This is a genomic window from Streptosporangium sp. NPDC087985, assembly GCF_044741965.1.
In the GTDB taxonomy this organism is placed as follows: domain Bacteria; phylum Actinomycetota; class Actinomycetes; order Streptosporangiales; family Streptosporangiaceae; genus Streptosporangium.
Genome location: NZ_JBIUTQ010000016.1, coordinates 13,154 through 27,045 on the forward strand (window position 1 = coordinate 13,154; position 13,892 = coordinate 27,045).

Annotated in this window: 17 protein-coding genes, 1 tRNA gene and 1 pseudogene; 9 read left to right on the plus strand and 10 right to left on the minus strand. The window is 66.7% G+C overall.

Annotated features, from left to right (window positions below):
• Positions 1-46 precede the first annotated feature (46 nt).
• Positions 47-670 carry an exonuclease domain-containing protein gene (locus ACIN94_RS24600; protein WP_400710223.1) on the minus strand — a complete coding sequence of 208 codons (624 nt, stop codon included), beginning with the start codon at positions 668-670 and terminating at the stop codon, positions 47-49.
• A gap of 117 nt (positions 671-787) precedes the next feature.
• On the opposite strand from ACIN94_RS24600, the gene ACIN94_RS24605 reads away from it, so the two are divergent.
• Positions 788-863: transfer RNA gene (locus tag ACIN94_RS24605), tRNA-Lys, on the plus strand.
• 105 nt (positions 864-968) lie between these two features.
• Here ACIN94_RS24605 and ACIN94_RS24610 read toward each other — a convergent pair.
• The 3 genes from ACIN94_RS24610 to ACIN94_RS24620 all read right to left on the minus strand — a co-directional run bounded on the left by ACIN94_RS24610 (position 969) and on the right by ACIN94_RS24620 (position 3,334).
• Entirely contained in the window at positions 969-1,955 is a 987-nt protein-coding gene (locus tag ACIN94_RS24610) for a tyrosine-type recombinase/integrase (RefSeq protein ID WP_400710226.1), read from the minus strand.
• Positions 1,956-1,990: 35 nt separating this feature from the next.
• The gene (locus ACIN94_RS24615) at positions 1,991-2,251 is read right to left on the minus strand and encodes a hypothetical protein (RefSeq protein ID WP_400710229.1); all 261 of its coding nucleotides are present in this window, start codon (positions 2,249-2,251) and stop codon (positions 1,991-1,993) included.
• Between the two features lie 93 nt (positions 2,252-2,344).
• The gene (locus ACIN94_RS24620) at positions 2,345-3,334 is read right to left on the minus strand and encodes an NAD(P)H-dependent oxidoreductase (RefSeq protein WP_400710232.1); all 990 of its coding nucleotides are present in this window, start codon (positions 3,332-3,334) and stop codon (positions 2,345-2,347) included.
• A gap of 131 nt (positions 3,335-3,465) precedes the next feature.
• Between ACIN94_RS24620 and sigJ the strand changes: the two genes are divergently transcribed.
• Positions 3,466-4,434: an RNA polymerase sigma factor SigJ gene (gene sigJ, locus ACIN94_RS24625; protein WP_400710235.1), complete on the plus strand. Its 969-nt coding sequence runs from the start codon at positions 3,466-3,468 to the stop codon at positions 4,432-4,434.
• On the plus strand, positions 4,431-4,802 hold the full coding sequence (locus tag ACIN94_RS24630) for a hypothetical protein (protein WP_400710238.1): 372 nt from the start codon (positions 4,431-4,433) through the stop codon (positions 4,800-4,802). Before sigJ ends, ACIN94_RS24630 begins: the two co-directional genes overlap by 4 nt.
• 135 nt (positions 4,803-4,937) lie before the next feature.
• Here ACIN94_RS24630 and ACIN94_RS24635 read toward each other — a convergent pair whose 3' ends face one another.
• Entirely contained in the window at positions 4,938-5,879 is a 942-nt protein-coding gene (locus ACIN94_RS24635; RefSeq protein WP_400710241.1) for a DMT family transporter, read from the minus strand.
• 60 nt (positions 5,880-5,939) lie between these two features.
• On the opposite strand from ACIN94_RS24635, the gene ACIN94_RS24640 reads away from it, so the two are divergent.
• On the plus strand, positions 5,940-6,455 hold the full coding sequence (locus ACIN94_RS24640) for a MarR family winged helix-turn-helix transcriptional regulator (RefSeq protein WP_400710244.1): 516 nt from the start codon (positions 5,940-5,942) through the stop codon (positions 6,453-6,455).
• Between the two features lie 333 nt (positions 6,456-6,788).
• Here ACIN94_RS24640 and ACIN94_RS24645 read toward each other — a convergent pair whose 3' ends face one another.
• On the minus strand, positions 6,789-7,073 hold the full coding sequence (locus ACIN94_RS24645; protein WP_400710246.1) for a hypothetical protein: 285 nt from the start codon (positions 7,071-7,073) through the stop codon (positions 6,789-6,791).
• Positions 7,074-7,156: 83 nt separating this feature from the next.
• Here ACIN94_RS24645 and ACIN94_RS24650 point away from each other — a divergent pair, with 83 nt between their 5' ends.
• On the plus strand, positions 7,157-7,660 hold the full coding sequence (locus ACIN94_RS24650) for a GNAT family N-acetyltransferase (protein ID WP_400710249.1): 504 nt from the start codon (positions 7,157-7,159) through the stop codon (positions 7,658-7,660).
• A gap of 313 nt (positions 7,661-7,973) precedes the next feature.
• Here ACIN94_RS24650 and ACIN94_RS24655 read toward each other — a convergent pair whose 3' ends face one another.
• The gene (locus ACIN94_RS24655) at positions 7,974-8,168 is read right to left on the minus strand and encodes a hypothetical protein (RefSeq protein WP_400710252.1); all 195 of its coding nucleotides are present in this window, start codon (positions 8,166-8,168) and stop codon (positions 7,974-7,976) included.
• Positions 8,169-8,420: 252 nt separating this feature from the next.
• Here ACIN94_RS24655 and ACIN94_RS24660 point away from each other — a divergent pair, with 252 nt between their 5' ends.
• The 4 genes and pseudogenes from ACIN94_RS24660 to ACIN94_RS24675 all read left to right on the plus strand — a co-directional run.
• Complete coding sequence (locus ACIN94_RS24660) at positions 8,421-8,897, plus strand: hypothetical protein (protein WP_400710255.1); 477 nt, start codon at positions 8,421-8,423, stop codon at positions 8,895-8,897.
• Between the two features lie 246 nt (positions 8,898-9,143).
• On the plus strand, positions 9,144-9,689 hold the full coding sequence (locus tag ACIN94_RS24665) for a DUF2243 domain-containing protein (protein WP_400710258.1): 546 nt from the start codon (positions 9,144-9,146) through the stop codon (positions 9,687-9,689).
• A complete protein-coding gene (locus ACIN94_RS24670) occupies positions 9,689-10,504 on the plus strand; it encodes a cytochrome c oxidase assembly protein (protein ID WP_400710261.1) in 816 nt (271 codons plus the stop codon). The genes ACIN94_RS24665 and ACIN94_RS24670 overlap by 1 nt, the downstream gene beginning before the upstream one ends.
• Positions 10,505-10,520: 16 nt before the next feature.
• A pseudogene (locus ACIN94_RS24675) lies at positions 10,521-10,775 on the plus strand (SDR family oxidoreductase); the annotation flags it as partial.
• A 16-nt stretch (positions 10,776-10,791) separates the two neighbouring features.
• Here ACIN94_RS24675 and ACIN94_RS24680 read toward each other — a convergent pair.
• The 3 genes from ACIN94_RS24680 to ACIN94_RS24690 form a co-directional block, all read right to left on the minus strand.
• Positions 10,792-11,355, minus strand: a complete 564-nt coding sequence (locus tag ACIN94_RS24680) for a hemerythrin domain-containing protein (RefSeq protein WP_400710264.1) — start codon at positions 11,353-11,355, stop codon at positions 10,792-10,794.
• Between the two features lie 53 nt (positions 11,356-11,408).
• Complete coding sequence (locus ACIN94_RS24685; protein WP_400710267.1) at positions 11,409-11,819, minus strand: integrase core domain-containing protein; 411 nt, start codon at positions 11,817-11,819, stop codon at positions 11,409-11,411.
• Positions 11,820-12,412: 593 nt separating this feature from the next.
• On the minus strand, positions 12,413-13,768 hold the full coding sequence (locus tag ACIN94_RS24690; RefSeq protein ID WP_400710270.1) for a molybdopterin-dependent oxidoreductase: 1,356 nt from the start codon (positions 13,766-13,768) through the stop codon (positions 12,413-12,415).
• Positions 13,769-13,892: the final 124 nt, after the last annotated feature.

Consider the following 13,892-nt stretch of genomic DNA (forward strand, 5'->3'; position numbering starts at 1 on the left):
CGCCCCCGCTACCGTCACCGGGGCCGCCGTTGGGGCAGGCGCCCCGCTACCGCTGCCGGGCCTGCCGCTGGGGCAGGCCCGAGGGGCGCCAGCCGGGGGCCAGCGCCGCTCTGTCGAGCTCGCTCTTCCAGGAGAGGCCACGGCGCAGGTAGAAGCGGAGCAGCTCGGCGGTGGCCTGGGCGTCGGCCAGCGCGGCGTGGGCGTTCGAGAGCGGAATGCCCGCGCGTTCGCAGCAGGCGCCGAGGGTCCACTTCCCGCCGGGGACGAAGTCGGGCGCGAGCCGCTGTGTGCACAGGGTCTCGGTCAGCCAGTGACTGCCCGGAAGCACTTTGAGGAAGCGCAGGTCGAAAGAGACGTTGTGAGCCACCAGGACCCGCCCGGCGATGCGCTGCCACACCTCGTCCAGCACCTCCTCGATCACCGGCGCGCCCGCGACCATCTCCTGGGTGATGCCGTGGACGTGCACAGCCCCGGTGCCCCGGCGAGGGTTGATCAGTGAGTGCCACTCGTCGACGGTCGAGCCGTCGGTGTCCAGGGAGACAAGCGCGATCTCACAGATCTGGTCCCCTTTCGCCGGTGAGAAGCCCGTGGTCTCCACATCGACCACGACATACCCCTGCCTCGCGGCCACGCGGGCACCGCCGGCGGGCTCAAGCCCCGAGCTCGTCATGATGGCCACTGTACGAGAGTCGGACCCCGTCCCGACTGCCATCAGACAGACAGGCAGTCGCCCCCAGGTCTGGCAACGGGCGTTAGTGGACACTATCCTCGGTACGCTGTCTTCATCGGGGCGTTAGCTCAATGGTTAGAGCTGCGGACTTTTAATCCGTAGGTTCTGGGTTCGAGTCCCAGGCGCCCTACCAGCAAAAACGGCGGTTATCGATCTTGTTCAAAAGGGCGATGACAGCCATCTTTGACAGCCAAGAGGCCGGATCCCGCCAGGAGTCCGGCCCTCACGCTCTCTCTGGTCACCCGAACAGCTTCTTCGCGACCGCGTCGACGGCCGCTCGTTCGATGTCCGGGAGCACGTGCGTGTACGTGTTCATGGTCAGCCCGATCTGACTGTGACCTAACGTCTTCATCACGGTCCGAGGTGAGGCCCCGGAGGCGAGCAGGAACGAGGCGCAGGCATGGCGGAGATCATGAAGCCTCAGCCAGTCGAGCCCCGCTCTCTTCCGAGTGGCCCGCCACCGGGTACTGAGATTGCCCGGTTCGATGGGCGTTCCGATCGTGGATGGGAAGACGAGCCCGAGGTTCTGCCACCGCTTGCCCGCGGCGAGCAGTCCGTTGGCGAAGTCGATGTCCTCCCAGCGGAGCCCGAGGAGTTCCCCGCGTCGCAGACCAAGCGTCAGCGCGCAGATCCAGAAGGCTTCGAGCCGATCATCTTTGATCACGGCGAGCAGCCGCTTGGCCTCCTCGATCGTGAGCACTTTGGCCTCCTCCCTGCGCAGGGCCGGGGGCTTGACGAGCTTGGCAACGTTCCGATGCATCAACTCTTCCCGCTCAGCATCGGCCAGTGCGTTCCGGATCAGCCCGTGGATCTGCTTGACGGTGGCAGCCGACAGCCCTGATTCGGCCTTGGCTTCGACGAGCCGGCGGACATCGGTGGGCGCGAGCTTGTCGAGCTGCTTGCGGCCGAGCGCAGGCTTGACGTGGTCCTTGATCAGTTGCCGATAGCCCCGGAGGGTCAACGGCCGAGCCCCCTGCCGCCGCTTCATCTCGATCCACTCGTCAAGGTGCCGGCGCTCCGCGCCGCCGCACGGCCCGCAGCCCGCCCGCCGTCCGGACGTGCGGCGTGGGCGCCGGTCCCGGCCGGCGGCGGGAACACGGGCCGCCCGCCGCACAAAGCACCCGCCGCACAAACGCACACCCGCCGCCCCAGGGCGCGCCGTCGCCGACCACACCACCCACACCACCGATCGAGATGTAGGTCCTTTGTCGATCAGACACGGCATAGCACGCCGTCCTGCGCACTCCCGTAGCGATTGGTCTACCAGATCCACAAAGCGTGTTGACGGCCCTCGGCAGCGTCTTCAGGGATCACGAGATGCGCGGCCTCTGGCCCTTTGCGGGAGCCAACGTCCAGTGGAACGGCAAACCGGTGCTCACCGGAGTCGACCGCAAGGAACTTATCGGGCAGCAGCTCGTATGCGTCGATCACCTTGTCGATGTACTGGTAGTCTCGGCGACGCGAAAAGAGGGGAACCGTGCCGCGCCGGGTGTAGGCGCGACGGACCACCTTGGTCGTCATCGCAAGCCGGAAGCTCACTTCCGAAGTCGCTGGGTCCGACTCGCCACAAGCAGCCATACTGGTCGGTCCTGGTTCCGCTGGGATCCGGCGCACTCAGGGTTCGAGGTCGGCGATAACCCGGCCGGTCAGCACGTCGACCGGCACCGAGGCCTGGTCGTGGACGATCAGCCACGCGCCGCCGACGCGCCGGAAGCAGAACGTCGCGCGCACCCACATCCCGTCGGTGGCGGCACCGGTCGCGAGCTTGCCGCTCAGCCGCCCGAAGGCGTGCCCGAACGCGATGTCGACGCCGACGGCGATGCTCAAATCGCGCAGTTCGTACGAGACGTCCTCGAAGACCGTGAACACCCGGGCCCAGTTCTTCAGCTTGGCGTCCACACCGATGTGCTGGAGTGGGGGCTCCACGTCGAAGGAGACGACGTCCGGCGCGTAGATCCGGCGCAGCGCGTCGAGGTCTTTGGCGTGGATGCCGTCGATGATCGCGGCGATCCGCGCGCGGATCTCGGCCTCGGCGCCCGGCCCGGAACGCAGCATCGACATCGCGGTGGACCAGGCGAGGACCTTGTCCAGCATCAGGTCCAGCGACGTGACGGCGGCCTTTCCGGGCCGGAGCGCCGCTTGACCCTCGAACTCGGTCGCGAACGGCAGGATGACCGGCGCGGCCACCACCGCCAGCTGCAGGGCCGTGCTGACCAGCTTCAGTTGCTCGACCGCCCGCACACCGCCGTTCACGCCGTACGAGACGAAGCCGGCTGCCTTGTCGTTCCATTCCACGTAGAGGTGGTCCAGGGCGTTCTTCAAGGCGCCGGGCATGGAGAGGTTGTGCTCCGAGGTCACGACCACGAACCCGTCGCAGGCGGCGATCGCGGCGCTGAAGGCCTGGGTGCGCTCGTCGTCGTACACGCCCCGGGCCGCCATCGCCGGTATCGGCGCGGTCAGGACCGGCAGCTGGTAGTCCTGCAGGTCGATCAGTTCGAACTCGGCGTCGGTCCGCTGCCCGGCGCGCTCCAGGACCCACTGCGCGACCTGGCCGCCGCGGCGGCCGGAGCGCACGCTGCCCAGGATGATCCCGATCTTGGTCATCGTCCACCTCTTCCATCGTGTCGTACTCGTGCCTGGAGGTGAGTCCTCCGATCGGTATGACGACGCGGCCCGGCAGAGTGTCAGGCGGGACGGCGGGCTGACATTTCGCGCGGTTGGATCGTCATACAGGTATGACTGATCCGACGGAACCTGCCGACGCCGCGGCCGCCGCCCTCGACGTGATCTCCGGCGAGCGCCGCCACCTGCTCAATCTCGGCTACTGGCTGCTGGGCTCGCTCGCCGAGGCGGAAGACGCGGTGCAGGAGACGTATGCGCGGTGGTACGCGATGTCCCGGGAGCAGCAGGACACGATCACCTCGCCGGCCGCGTGGCTGACCCGGGTGGCGGGGCGGATCTGTCTGGACTTGCTGGGGTCGGCGCGGGTGCGGCGGGAACGGTATGTGGGGGAATGGATTCCGGAGCCGGTGCCGGGCCCGGCCGAGTGGCTGACCGGCCGGGCAGGCCCGGGCGCGGCATCGGCCGAGACGGCGGACCCGGCGGACCGGGTCACCCTGGACGAGTCGGTCGGCGTGGCTTTCCTGGTCGCGCTGGAGGCGATGACCCCGGCGCAGCGGGTGGCGCTGATCCTGCACGACGTGTTCGAGTACCCGTTCGCCGAGGTGGCGGCGGTCACCGGCCGGACGCCCGCGGCCTGCCGGGAGCTGGCGTCCTCGGCCCGCCGGAGGGTACGGGCTGCCCGCCCAGGCGGCGCCGCCTTCGACTCTGCCGCCTCCGCCCCCGACCAGGCTGCCCTGGTCCGCGACTTCCAACGCGCCTGGCACACCCAGGACCTCAACGCCCTGCTGGCCCTCCTCGACCCCGCCGCCGTCTTCACTGCCGACGGCGGCGGCCTCGCGACCACCGCCCCGCACCCGATCCACGGCGCCGAGCAGATCGCGCGCTTCGTCATCGAGGTGACCCGGCAGATCCAGGCCACGGTGACGCTGCACGAACGGCTGGTCAACGGCCGGCCGGGACTGCTGGTACGGAAGGGGGGCGAGACGTCGGCGGTGTACGCGTTCGATGTGGCGGCCGGACGGATCACCCGGATCTGGGTGGTGCGGAATCCGGAGAAACTGCGGTTGTGGGGTGCCGGGTGAGCCAGTCGATCCGTCACCCAGGTCTCCACGGTTGGCTGGACAGGCCCGATCTGAGCGATGCCTGGACCGACGAAGTGGTGACGCATGCCCTTGCGGTCTCGGATGAGACGCTCGGCATCGGCACCGAGGTCAATATGTACGTCGAGGTGACGGTCGAGTTTCTCGACCAGACGCCGTCCTACACGTGCGACGCTGGCGAGGAGTTCGACCACGTTGTTGAGGCCGGCATCGAGGTGCCCGCTGGCCGCATCGCAATCCTGGGCTGCACCGACTACCTTCCGGATGCCGCACGGTACGAGGTCCCCAAGGGCTTCGTGCGCGTCCGCGCATCGCGCGCGAACCTGGCCCCATGTCCGCCAGCCGGGTGAAGAGGGGCGCGACTCGCGGCAGAAGAGGACGTACGGGACAGACATGGTGCAACCGTCAGGGCTTCTGATCCCTGTCAAGAGTTGTGAGCACCGGCACGGAGGTTCCGGCAAGTCGGCCTCGACACGGTGCATGGCTCATTGGCAATCAGGGATGGGCTCGACCAACCCGTGGTCGCGGTGCGTCGCGCCCGGGGCGGGTGCGTGCGATGTGTCTTGATCGGTCCGTGTGTATCGAAGGGGCGCGAGAAGTCGCGCCGTGACGGGTTGTCCGAGGAGGATTCCGAGGAAGACCAGTACAAGTCCACAGATTTGGTGCACCGCGAGCATTTCACCGGCGATCACGGTACCGAGCAGAACACCGGCTATCGGGTTGAGCAACCCGATGAGCCCCACTGTTCCGGTGCTCAGGTGTCGCAATCCGGTGAACCAGACGGCGAAGGCGAGAGCGGTCGCAACGACCGTGACATAGCCGAAGCCCACAATCGCGCGTCCGTCCAAGGTCGGCGGCGACCCCTCCATCACGACGGCGACGGGCGTCAGGATGGCTCCCCCAGCGATGAGCTGCCATGAGGTCAGCGAGAACACATCGACGTCCGCGCTCCACTTCTTGGCGAGCACATAGCCAAAGGAGGACATCACCATCGCCGTGATGGAGGCGAGTACGCCGGAGGCGTCGATGGCGACCGCGCCGTTGAACAGCATGAGAAAGACCCCGCCGATCCCGACACTGGCTCCGACCACGTGCGCCGCCTGCGGGCGATCGGCAAGCGCCGCCCAAGCGAGCAGCATCATCACAACTGGCGAGGTCGCCATGATCGTCGAGGCAATGCTCGTCGGAAGCGTCTGCGCCGCCAGGTAGACCAGTGCGAAGAACGCGCCCATGTTCAGGGTGCCGAGTACCAGCGATTTCCACCACCACGATCCGTGGGGAAGCTTCCTGCGCACGACGAGGAGCAGCAGGCCCGCGGGCAGCGCTCGGATGGCCGCCCCGTACAGCGGGTAGTCGGCCGGCAGGAACCGATGGGTAACGAAGTAGGTGGTACCCCACGCTACGGGCGCGATCGCGGTGATGGGCACCCACCGCAAAGTAGCTTCCACGGAAGCCATTATAGCTTCCACGGAAGATATAATGGGGGCATGAGTGAGCACCTCGACCATGTCGCCCGCATCCAGCAGGCATGGACCCGCGAACGACCGGACGTGGACGTGAGGCCGCAGGGCGTAATCGGACGGCTCCACCGCCTCGCCGACCACCTCACCGAACAACTCTGCACCGTCTACCGGCGATACGGGCTCGGGGAGGGGGAGTTCGACGTCCTCGCCGCCCTCCGGCGCGCCGGCGAACCCTTCGAACGTGCACCCGGACAACTCGCCGCGTTCACCATGGTCACCACTGGGGCTATGACGAAACGTATCGACCGGCTCGAACGCGATGGGCTGGTCACCCGTCGTCCCGACACGAACGACGGCCGAGGGCGGGTCGTCGCACTCACCAAAGCCGGCCGGGACCTGATCGACCAGGCATTCACCGAGCACATGCGCAATGAACGCCGTCTGCTCGACCACCTGACGCCGGAAGATGCCGCCCAGCTGGAATCGCTTCTCACCACCTGGCTCGCGTGCTTCGAAACTCCGCTTCAGACAGAGACCTGAGCGCCACCATCTGCCGGTGGCGATCGTCCAGCCCGACCAGTGACATCAGGTGCCGGCATGAACGTCGACTTGACAGCGACCGCCGGCCAGGCACCGCACACCAACGCACTCGGCCGTCGACTGTTGTCGGCGACGCGTGAGCACGCGGGACCGAGACGTTCCGAATCTTGCCAAGCGCCCGCCTGTCCGGCAGGTCCGCGTCGACGAGCGGCACCGAGGATGCGTGGCATTTGGCGTAAGGAGATCCGTCGAGCGCACCAGCATCCGCTATTCGGCAGAGTCGAGCACCTGTGCGTGCTCCCGCCCGATCAGCGGCAGATGAGGATGCCGTCGTCAGCGACCAACGTCGAATGCGGTTATTGCTCTGGCGACAGCGCGAGTGAGATCGGAATCGTCGAACCGAATCGGACCGGCGCCGCCCGCACCGCCCGAGATCACGACGGTGAAGACCGACGGGTTCACACCCTCTACCCTCTCGCCGTCCACCTTGATCAGCATTGACGAGCCTGTCGCCGCCACCGCATGAAGGAGCGGCTGCAGCTCCATCAGCGCCAACTCAACCCCGTCCATGTCGACTGATTGCCGCCATGCCGGTGTCGTAGCCTCTGAGTCGCCCATCGGTCGATCATGACGGTGCACGAGACCTCGTGTCACATCAGCTACACCCGAGCAGAGGCGCGCTCGACTAGTGGCATGAGCGGATGTTCGGCTACCGGTATGGTGTCGACTCACAGCGTGAGGTCTCGCCGGACATCCAGGAGAGGACGGGCATGGTCATCGTCGGCGCGCTCCGGCCGGAGGACCGCCCAGCCTGGCAGGAATTGTTTCAGGGCTATAACGCCTTCTATGAGCGCATCCTGCCCCCGGACATGTACGACCGGGCCTGGAGGGAGTTCCAAGAAGCTGACAGGATGCACGCGCTCGGCGCACGGCTCGATGGCCGCCTGGTCGGAATCACCCACTTCCTGGTGCACGCCAGCACCACCGCACCCGATGTCTGCTATCTCCAGGACCTTTTCACTGCGCCCGAGGCGCGCGGCAAAGGAGTGGGGCGCACCCTGATACGGGCGGTCGAAGACTGGGCCCGCGACCAAGGTTGCGCTCGACTGTACTGGCACACGCGGGAAGATAACCACACGGCCCGGCGGCTCTATGACCAGGTCGCCGAGAACCGGGGCTTCATCCAATACGTGCTTCCGCTGTAGCCCTCTCCTCGGCCGAGCGCGTGGCGGTGGCACGGTCTTGAGCACTGCGCAAGATCGCCCAGCAAGCGCGGACTGCGGCAGATGAGGACGTTTTCCGCCGCCCGGCCAAGGCTGTCGGGCTACGGCAAGTTCACACGGTGCCGACGCCCGAGCATTCCCGCTTGTGGAGTTGGGTCTCGTTGGCGGGCGCTTGCGTCACCGCCAGTTTCGTCATGGGGGGCTCCGCCACTAGAGACGCGGATGCCGTAGCGCCGGAGTAGCGCGACGCTACGCCTTTCCGTGCTCGTCCAGCACCCGCCAAAGCACCTGGTCCTCAGTCGTCGACATCGTCAGCGTCACCCTCGTAGAAACCCAGGCCTCCGCAGCCGGAACACTCGGCGCTGACGCTGGTGGACTCATCGAGTCCGTCTGGGACGTTTACGGCCCCCGCGCCCTCGCAGTCCTCGCACTCGAACCAGTACTCGTCCGGGTCGTCTCCCGGCCCGTCGACGTTGATGCGCTTGGCCACTAACCCTCCTTAGAATCTCGATCTGAATCTAGCGCCTGGCAGCGGAAGCACACCTACTCGGTCCCGCCATGACCCGATCTTGTCCCCTTGATCAAGCGCCGCCGTGCGCCCGCTCGAACAGCGGCATGAGAGCGCGTTGCGCTTGAGGGCGTTAGGCAATGCTCGGACGCTCGGCTCAAACGTCATGTCGTACTCACGATCGTGTCGCTTGGACCGTTCACGTCCAGGGAGATGGTGTTAGCCACCGCGGCCATGAGCGTTGTCATGCCGGCCGGTCGCCGGATCGGTGTTATGGAAGAGCATCCGCCCAAACACATCACCCGCGACCTGCTGCCGGGACCGGCACATCGTCCCAAGCCGGGCGAGAACGTGCTCAGTTTCCTGTCTCACTTCGGCTTCGGTGCCGTGGCCGGCAGCGCGTTCGCCGCGATGACCCGGGACCACCGGACGTCCGCGCCGATCGGCACGGCTTACGGGCTGGCGATCTGGCTGGCTAGCTACGGAGGCTGGGTGCCCTCGCTCGGCATCCTGCCACCGGTATCCCGCGATTATCCGGGCCCGCCAGCTGGTCATGGCGGGCAGCCACGTCGTCTACGGCACGACTCTCACCTACACGTTGAAACGCCCCAACACCCGGAAACCTTCTGGGCTGACCAGCGGTTCCCGGATCAGAGGCAAGAGCGGTACCTCTCGGCCGGCGCCTCCGACGGCGTCGCTAAGACATGGTGACGATCAGGTCTAACTCCGAGTAACCGGCGTCGCATGCCCGGCTTGTGGCACGTAGGTCCCTAGTCATCGCGAGGCCAAAGAACGTACCCGGCGGCGATTCGTCGAAATGGCGCCGTGTGTTCACCGAGATAGTGATCTTTGTTGACGGGGCGACCATCAGACAGGTGGCCCGATCCGTTTTCACTCGATTCCCGCGTCGGCGGCCGACTGGGGAACGATGCTCGGCCAGCGCGGGAGGGGACAAGCGTGACCGGATCGGCTCAGACGGACCGGGGATGGCGGTGGATCGCCGCGCCAGGCACGATCCTGGGTGTTGGGCTGGGCGGATTCGTCGACGGCATCCTGCTGCATCAGATTCTGCAATGGCATCACATGCTCTCCAGCACCGACAGCGACCACATCGGTGTGAAGTACTACCCGGCCGACACCCTTTCCGGGCTGCAGATGAACACGTTGTGGGACGGGTTCTTCCACGCCTTCACCTGGCTGGCGGTGCTGATCGGTCTCGGCCTGTTGTATTCGCGGGTCACCACCTCTCGCGGCCAGATGTGGCGATCGCGGGCGCTGTGGGGCTGGATCCTGGTCGGCTGGGGGGCGTTCAACCTCGTGGAAGGCGTCATCGATCACCATGTTCTGGCCATCCACCATGTGCTTGCCGGCCCCTACGAGCTCTGGTGGGACCTGGGCTTCCTGGCGCTGGGTGCGCTGCTGGTGGCCGGCGGATGGCTGCTCCAGAAGGACGCTCCCACCATCGACCTGTGCCGTGAACGTCTGGCGGGAGAAGGCCGCTGATGCACCACGACCACCATCACGGCGGGCTGCCCGGCTGGCTGCCGCTCGCTCTCCTGGCCGCGGTCGCGGGCGCGTACCTGCTGCTGGCGGCACGTCGCCGTCGTGAGGCCAAGGGCTGGAGCCAATGGCGGACGGCGAGTTTCGGCACGGGACTGGCGCTGCTCGCCGCCGGGCTGGTCGGACCGGTCGCCGCGCTGGCCGAGACCGATTTTCGCGGGCATATGGTGCAGCATCTGCTGATAGGGATGCTCGCGCCCCTGGCGCTGGTGCTTGGCGCACCGATCACCCTGCTCCTGCGCTCGCTGCCGCCGGCCCATCGGCGCCGCATCGGTGCCGCGCTGCGCAGCCGTGCCGTTCACCTGCTGGCCAATCCGTGGAGTGCGCTGGCCCTCAGTGTGGGCGGCATGGTCGCGCTCTACTGCACTCCCCTATATCGCCTCACTTCGGGCACCCCGGCGCACCACCTGGTGCACGCGCACTTCCTCCTGTCCGGCTACCTGTTCGCCTGGGTGATCGCCGGCCCCGATCCAGCTCCGCGCCGCCCCTCGGTGCCGCTTCGCCTGGTGGTCATGGCGGTGGCGGTCGCCGTACACGCCACCCTGTCTCAACTGATGTACGCCGGGCTCATCGTCGACGTGCCGATGCCCGTCATGCAACTCCGCGGCGCGGCCGAGATCATGTACTACGGCGGAGACCTCGCCGAACTGCTCCTGGTCTTCGCCCTGGTGAGCACTTGGCGGCCAGCGCGCCCCACCGTGCGAGGATCACGTGCTCCTGCCCCCGTCTCCGTCCGCGAAGTGACGGTCATTCGATGACGGACGCCGCGGTTACTCAATGGCCCAGAATCTTCTGGACCGGCGAATCCGTGTCAACGCCGTCGCGCCCGGGCCGGTGTGGACGCCGCTGATCCCGTCCACGTTTCCCGAGGAGAAGGTGGACGAGTTCGGAAAGCAGGCTCCGATGAAACGAGCCGCCGACCCCGACGAGATCGCTCCGTCGTATGTGTTCTTCGCGTCGGAGCGCATGTCGTCCTACTACACCGGCGAGATCCTCGCGCCCATCGGCGGTGAGACGCTGCCAGGCTGAGAGTCGATACAGCTGCTCATGATCCGGTCTTGCCCATCGCGGCGCGGATCGCGTCCCGGGTGCGGTCCATGATGGCGGCGGCCGGGCCCATCAGGATGTTCTTCTTGGCGGACTCCACGCCCGGGTGCGGATGCGTGGGAGCCATCGCCTCGATGGCCTTCACGGCCGTGGTCATGGCACGCAGTTTCCCCTCGCCGGTCTCCTCCTTGAGCTTGGGGAACTCCTCGCGCTCCTCGGCTTCGGCGTGCGCGAGCACGTCCGTGCGCAGTTCCTCGAAGAGCTTGGGGAATTCGGGGTGGTCGGTCCCCATCTCGTCGAGACGGCTCAGCAGCTCCTTGGCTGCGTTCTCCTCGCGTAGCCGGGCATCCACCACCTTGTCACCTCCGGCGAAGGCTCTGCGGGCGTACGGATGGACGAGTTCCTCCTCGGCGGTCTCGTGGACGGAGAGGGTACGGACCAGACGCTGGAAGACCTCCTCCCGGGCGGGACCGGAAACGTGGTCCATCTCCTGGAACAGAGTCCTGATCTCCTCATGCTGACGCAGCAGGAACGTGATGACATCGAGATCGTTATCCTTCATAACTCCTCCTCCTTTTGTTGTCGAGAGTCATGAATTGCCCGGCAATATCGTTCTCAACCGGAGTGGGAGCGCCACCACGACGGAATTGGTCTGCCGCTAGAAAGTTCGTATCTCCCGATGACGGCGTCTTGAGCAATCACGGCGGGAAGCGGCCCAAGCGAGATCTGCCCTTCCAACGGCACAACAGTCCGCTCATCCTGATCGGGTGGTTGTTGCCAACGGGACTGGTGCGGACGATGACCGTTGTAATGATCGGCATACTCGACTAGCACCGAGCGCAGATGCGGCTCGCCATAGATCAGCACGAGGTCGGTGCACTCAGCCCGCACGGTACGCACCCACCGCTCGGCGTAGCAGTTCGCCCGCAGTGTCCGGGGTGGCGTCTTCAGTACCGCGAGGTCCGTGAGCAGGTTGCGCGCCTGTTGAGCGACCCAGGTTCCGGTCGGATACGCCGTGACGCCCACAAGTGAACGGCGCGGGTGGCGTGCTCGATGAAGAACAGAACGTACAGCCACTTGAGGAAGACCGTATCCACGTGAAACAGATCGCACGCCCAGATGCTCTCGGCCTGAGCTTTTAGGAACTGGCCCCAACTCGGGCCGCCACGCCGAAGCTCCGGATCCAGTCCTGCTCGTTTGAGGATGTCACGCACAACACTGGGCGGCACCGTGATACCGGCGCCGGCCAGCTCGCCGCTGATGCGCTGATAGCCCCACGTGGGATTCTCCCGTGCCAGGCGCAACACCCTCCCGGAAGTCCGCGCGAGTAGAGGGACGACCCGGGCGCTTGGACGGGTAGGTCCACCGGCGCGTCACCAGGGCACGGTGCCAGCGCAGCAACGTCGCGGGGGTGACGAAGAAGACATTCCACGACGAGCGAGGGAGCAGCCGTGACAGGGCCGCGAGCACGACCCGATCCCCCGGCTGGAGATCGCTGCGCTCATGCCAGTCGGGCCACGCTGTACCAACGGCAACCCTTGCGCCGCCCCCAACGTCTGGAGCATCGCCGCAGGCACCGTCTACTGACAAGCCGGAGGAGATGTGTTCGGTGTGCGGGGTTAGGGCATGTCGCTGGCCGGGACCACGATCACTTCCAGCGGGTAGTGGCCGTTGTAGCCGAGCCCGTGCTGGTTCCACACGACGTCCTCGGGGCGAGGCTGAATGTTGCCGGCCTTGTCCTTCGCCCGGGACATCACGCGATACTGCCCCGGTTTCACCCCGTTCCACGGCACTTCGAAACGCACCCACATGAACGGTTCGGGGGTGCTGAGCAGTGTCGCCTGACGCCAGGACATCTCGGTGACCCATCGTCCGGGCGCGGCCAGCTTCTGGATTGATACATCGACCCGCTCGATCGCGCCGGATCCCGACCAGGCCCGCCCGTGCAGCGTGATGTCGCCGGGATAAAGCGTGATCTGCGGGTCGTGCTCGATCGCGCTGCGAATGGGGCCGACGCTCAGGGGGAGCGGCTTGGGATAGGCAGGTCCGGTGAGCACATGCCTCGTCTGAAACCCCGTCGGTGCGATGTGGTGCTTTGACACCTCAATCTCACCGAGCCACTTGACGTATGTGACCGCAGCCCACCCGGACAGCAGCAGGCGGAGCGGGTAGCCGTGGTCGACGGGCAGGTCCTCCCCGTTCATGCGGTACGCCAGCAGGGTGTCGTCCTTGAGCACCTTGTCGACGGGAGCGACCTGGGAGTAGTGGACCCTCCCGCCGGGGAAGCTCCGGTTGGCGATGACGTCCAGGCCGGTGAACTTCACATCCACCGGAGATTCGGCTCCGGCCGCCGCCAGCACGTCTTTGGCCCGTACCCCCGTCCATTCGGCGGCGCCCACCGCCCCGAAGTGCCACTGGGTGTAGCCGACCGGAAGCCAGCGGTTGTCGGCTCCGCCGGGTGGCAGCCTGGGAAAGAAGGCGGCGAAGTTGGCGCCGCAGTCGACCGTGCGCTTCAGCGTCACGGACGGCATCGCCAGCAACTCGTCGTAGGTGAACGACCGCGGGCGGGTGAGCGCGTCGCCGACGAGCTTCAGCCGCCATGTCCGGCGATCGATCTGGGGCGGGCGGGCCCTGTTGTGGATGTACATCCGATCATTGGGGATGAACTCGCCGTAGCCGGCGGGCTGACCGTCGAGGACTGCCCGGCCGACCGGGCCCCACTTCATCTCCTCCGAGCCGTTCTCACGGTGGACGAAGTACCAGGACGGAGTCGCCTGGACGACGAAGTCCGTCCTGGCCGCCGCTTCCGAGATGCCGGCTGCGGAAGCGGCGGGCGCCTGGCGAGCGATGAACGTCCCTGCCGCACCGGCCGCCGAGTAAACGAAGAACCGCCGCCGTGAGCATCCCTGCTGTGATCGGATTTCCTCGAGGCGATCCGCGTCGGCCCCGCTGCGCTCCGGTCGGTGCATCGCCATGAAAGCCTCCCCTACTGTCAAGTGCAGAATCAGGGGGGTTTTCCGTGTAGTCGGCTATACCCGGGCTTTCCGGAACGCAACCAAACGAACACATACCGTGAACATGGCGGCGCGGTGAAGCGTT

Bases quoted from the DNA above. Each gene is read 5' to 3' on its own strand.
- ACIN94_RS24600 (WP_400710223.1), bottom strand. From the start codon at position 670: ATGACGAGCTCGGGGCTTGAGCCCGCCGGCGGTGCCCGCGTGGCCGCG.
- ACIN94_RS24610 (WP_400710226.1), bottom strand. From the start codon at position 1,955: ATGCCGTGTCTGATCGACAAAGGACCTACATCTCGATCGGTGGTGTGG.
- ACIN94_RS24615 (WP_400710229.1), bottom strand. From the start codon at position 2,251: ATGACGACCAAGGTGGTCCGTCGCGCCTACACCCGGCGCGGCACGGTT.
- ACIN94_RS24620 (WP_400710232.1), bottom strand. From the start codon at position 3,334: ATGACCAAGATCGGGATCATCCTGGGCAGCGTGCGCTCCGGCCGCCGC.
- sigJ (WP_400710235.1), top strand. From the start codon at position 3,466: ATGACTGATCCGACGGAACCTGCCGACGCCGCGGCCGCCGCCCTCGAC.
- ACIN94_RS24640 (WP_400710244.1), top strand. From the start codon at position 5,940: ATGAGTGAGCACCTCGACCATGTCGCCCGCATCCAGCAGGCATGGACC.
- ACIN94_RS24645 (WP_400710246.1), bottom strand. From the start codon at position 7,073: ATGGGCGACTCAGAGGCTACGACACCGGCATGGCGGCAATCAGTCGAC.
- ACIN94_RS24650 (WP_400710249.1), top strand. From the start codon at position 7,157: ATGTTCGGCTACCGGTATGGTGTCGACTCACAGCGTGAGGTCTCGCCG.
- ACIN94_RS24660 (WP_400710255.1), top strand. From the start codon at position 8,421: ATGAGCGTTGTCATGCCGGCCGGTCGCCGGATCGGTGTTATGGAAGAG.
- ACIN94_RS24670 (WP_400710261.1), top strand. From the start codon at position 9,689: ATGCACCACGACCACCATCACGGCGGGCTGCCCGGCTGGCTGCCGCTC.
- ACIN94_RS24680 (WP_400710264.1), bottom strand. From the start codon at position 11,355: ATGAAGGATAACGATCTCGATGTCATCACGTTCCTGCTGCGTCAGCAT.
- ACIN94_RS24690 (WP_400710270.1), bottom strand. From the start codon at position 13,768: ATGGCGATGCACCGACCGGAGCGCAGCGGGGCCGACGCGGATCGCCTC.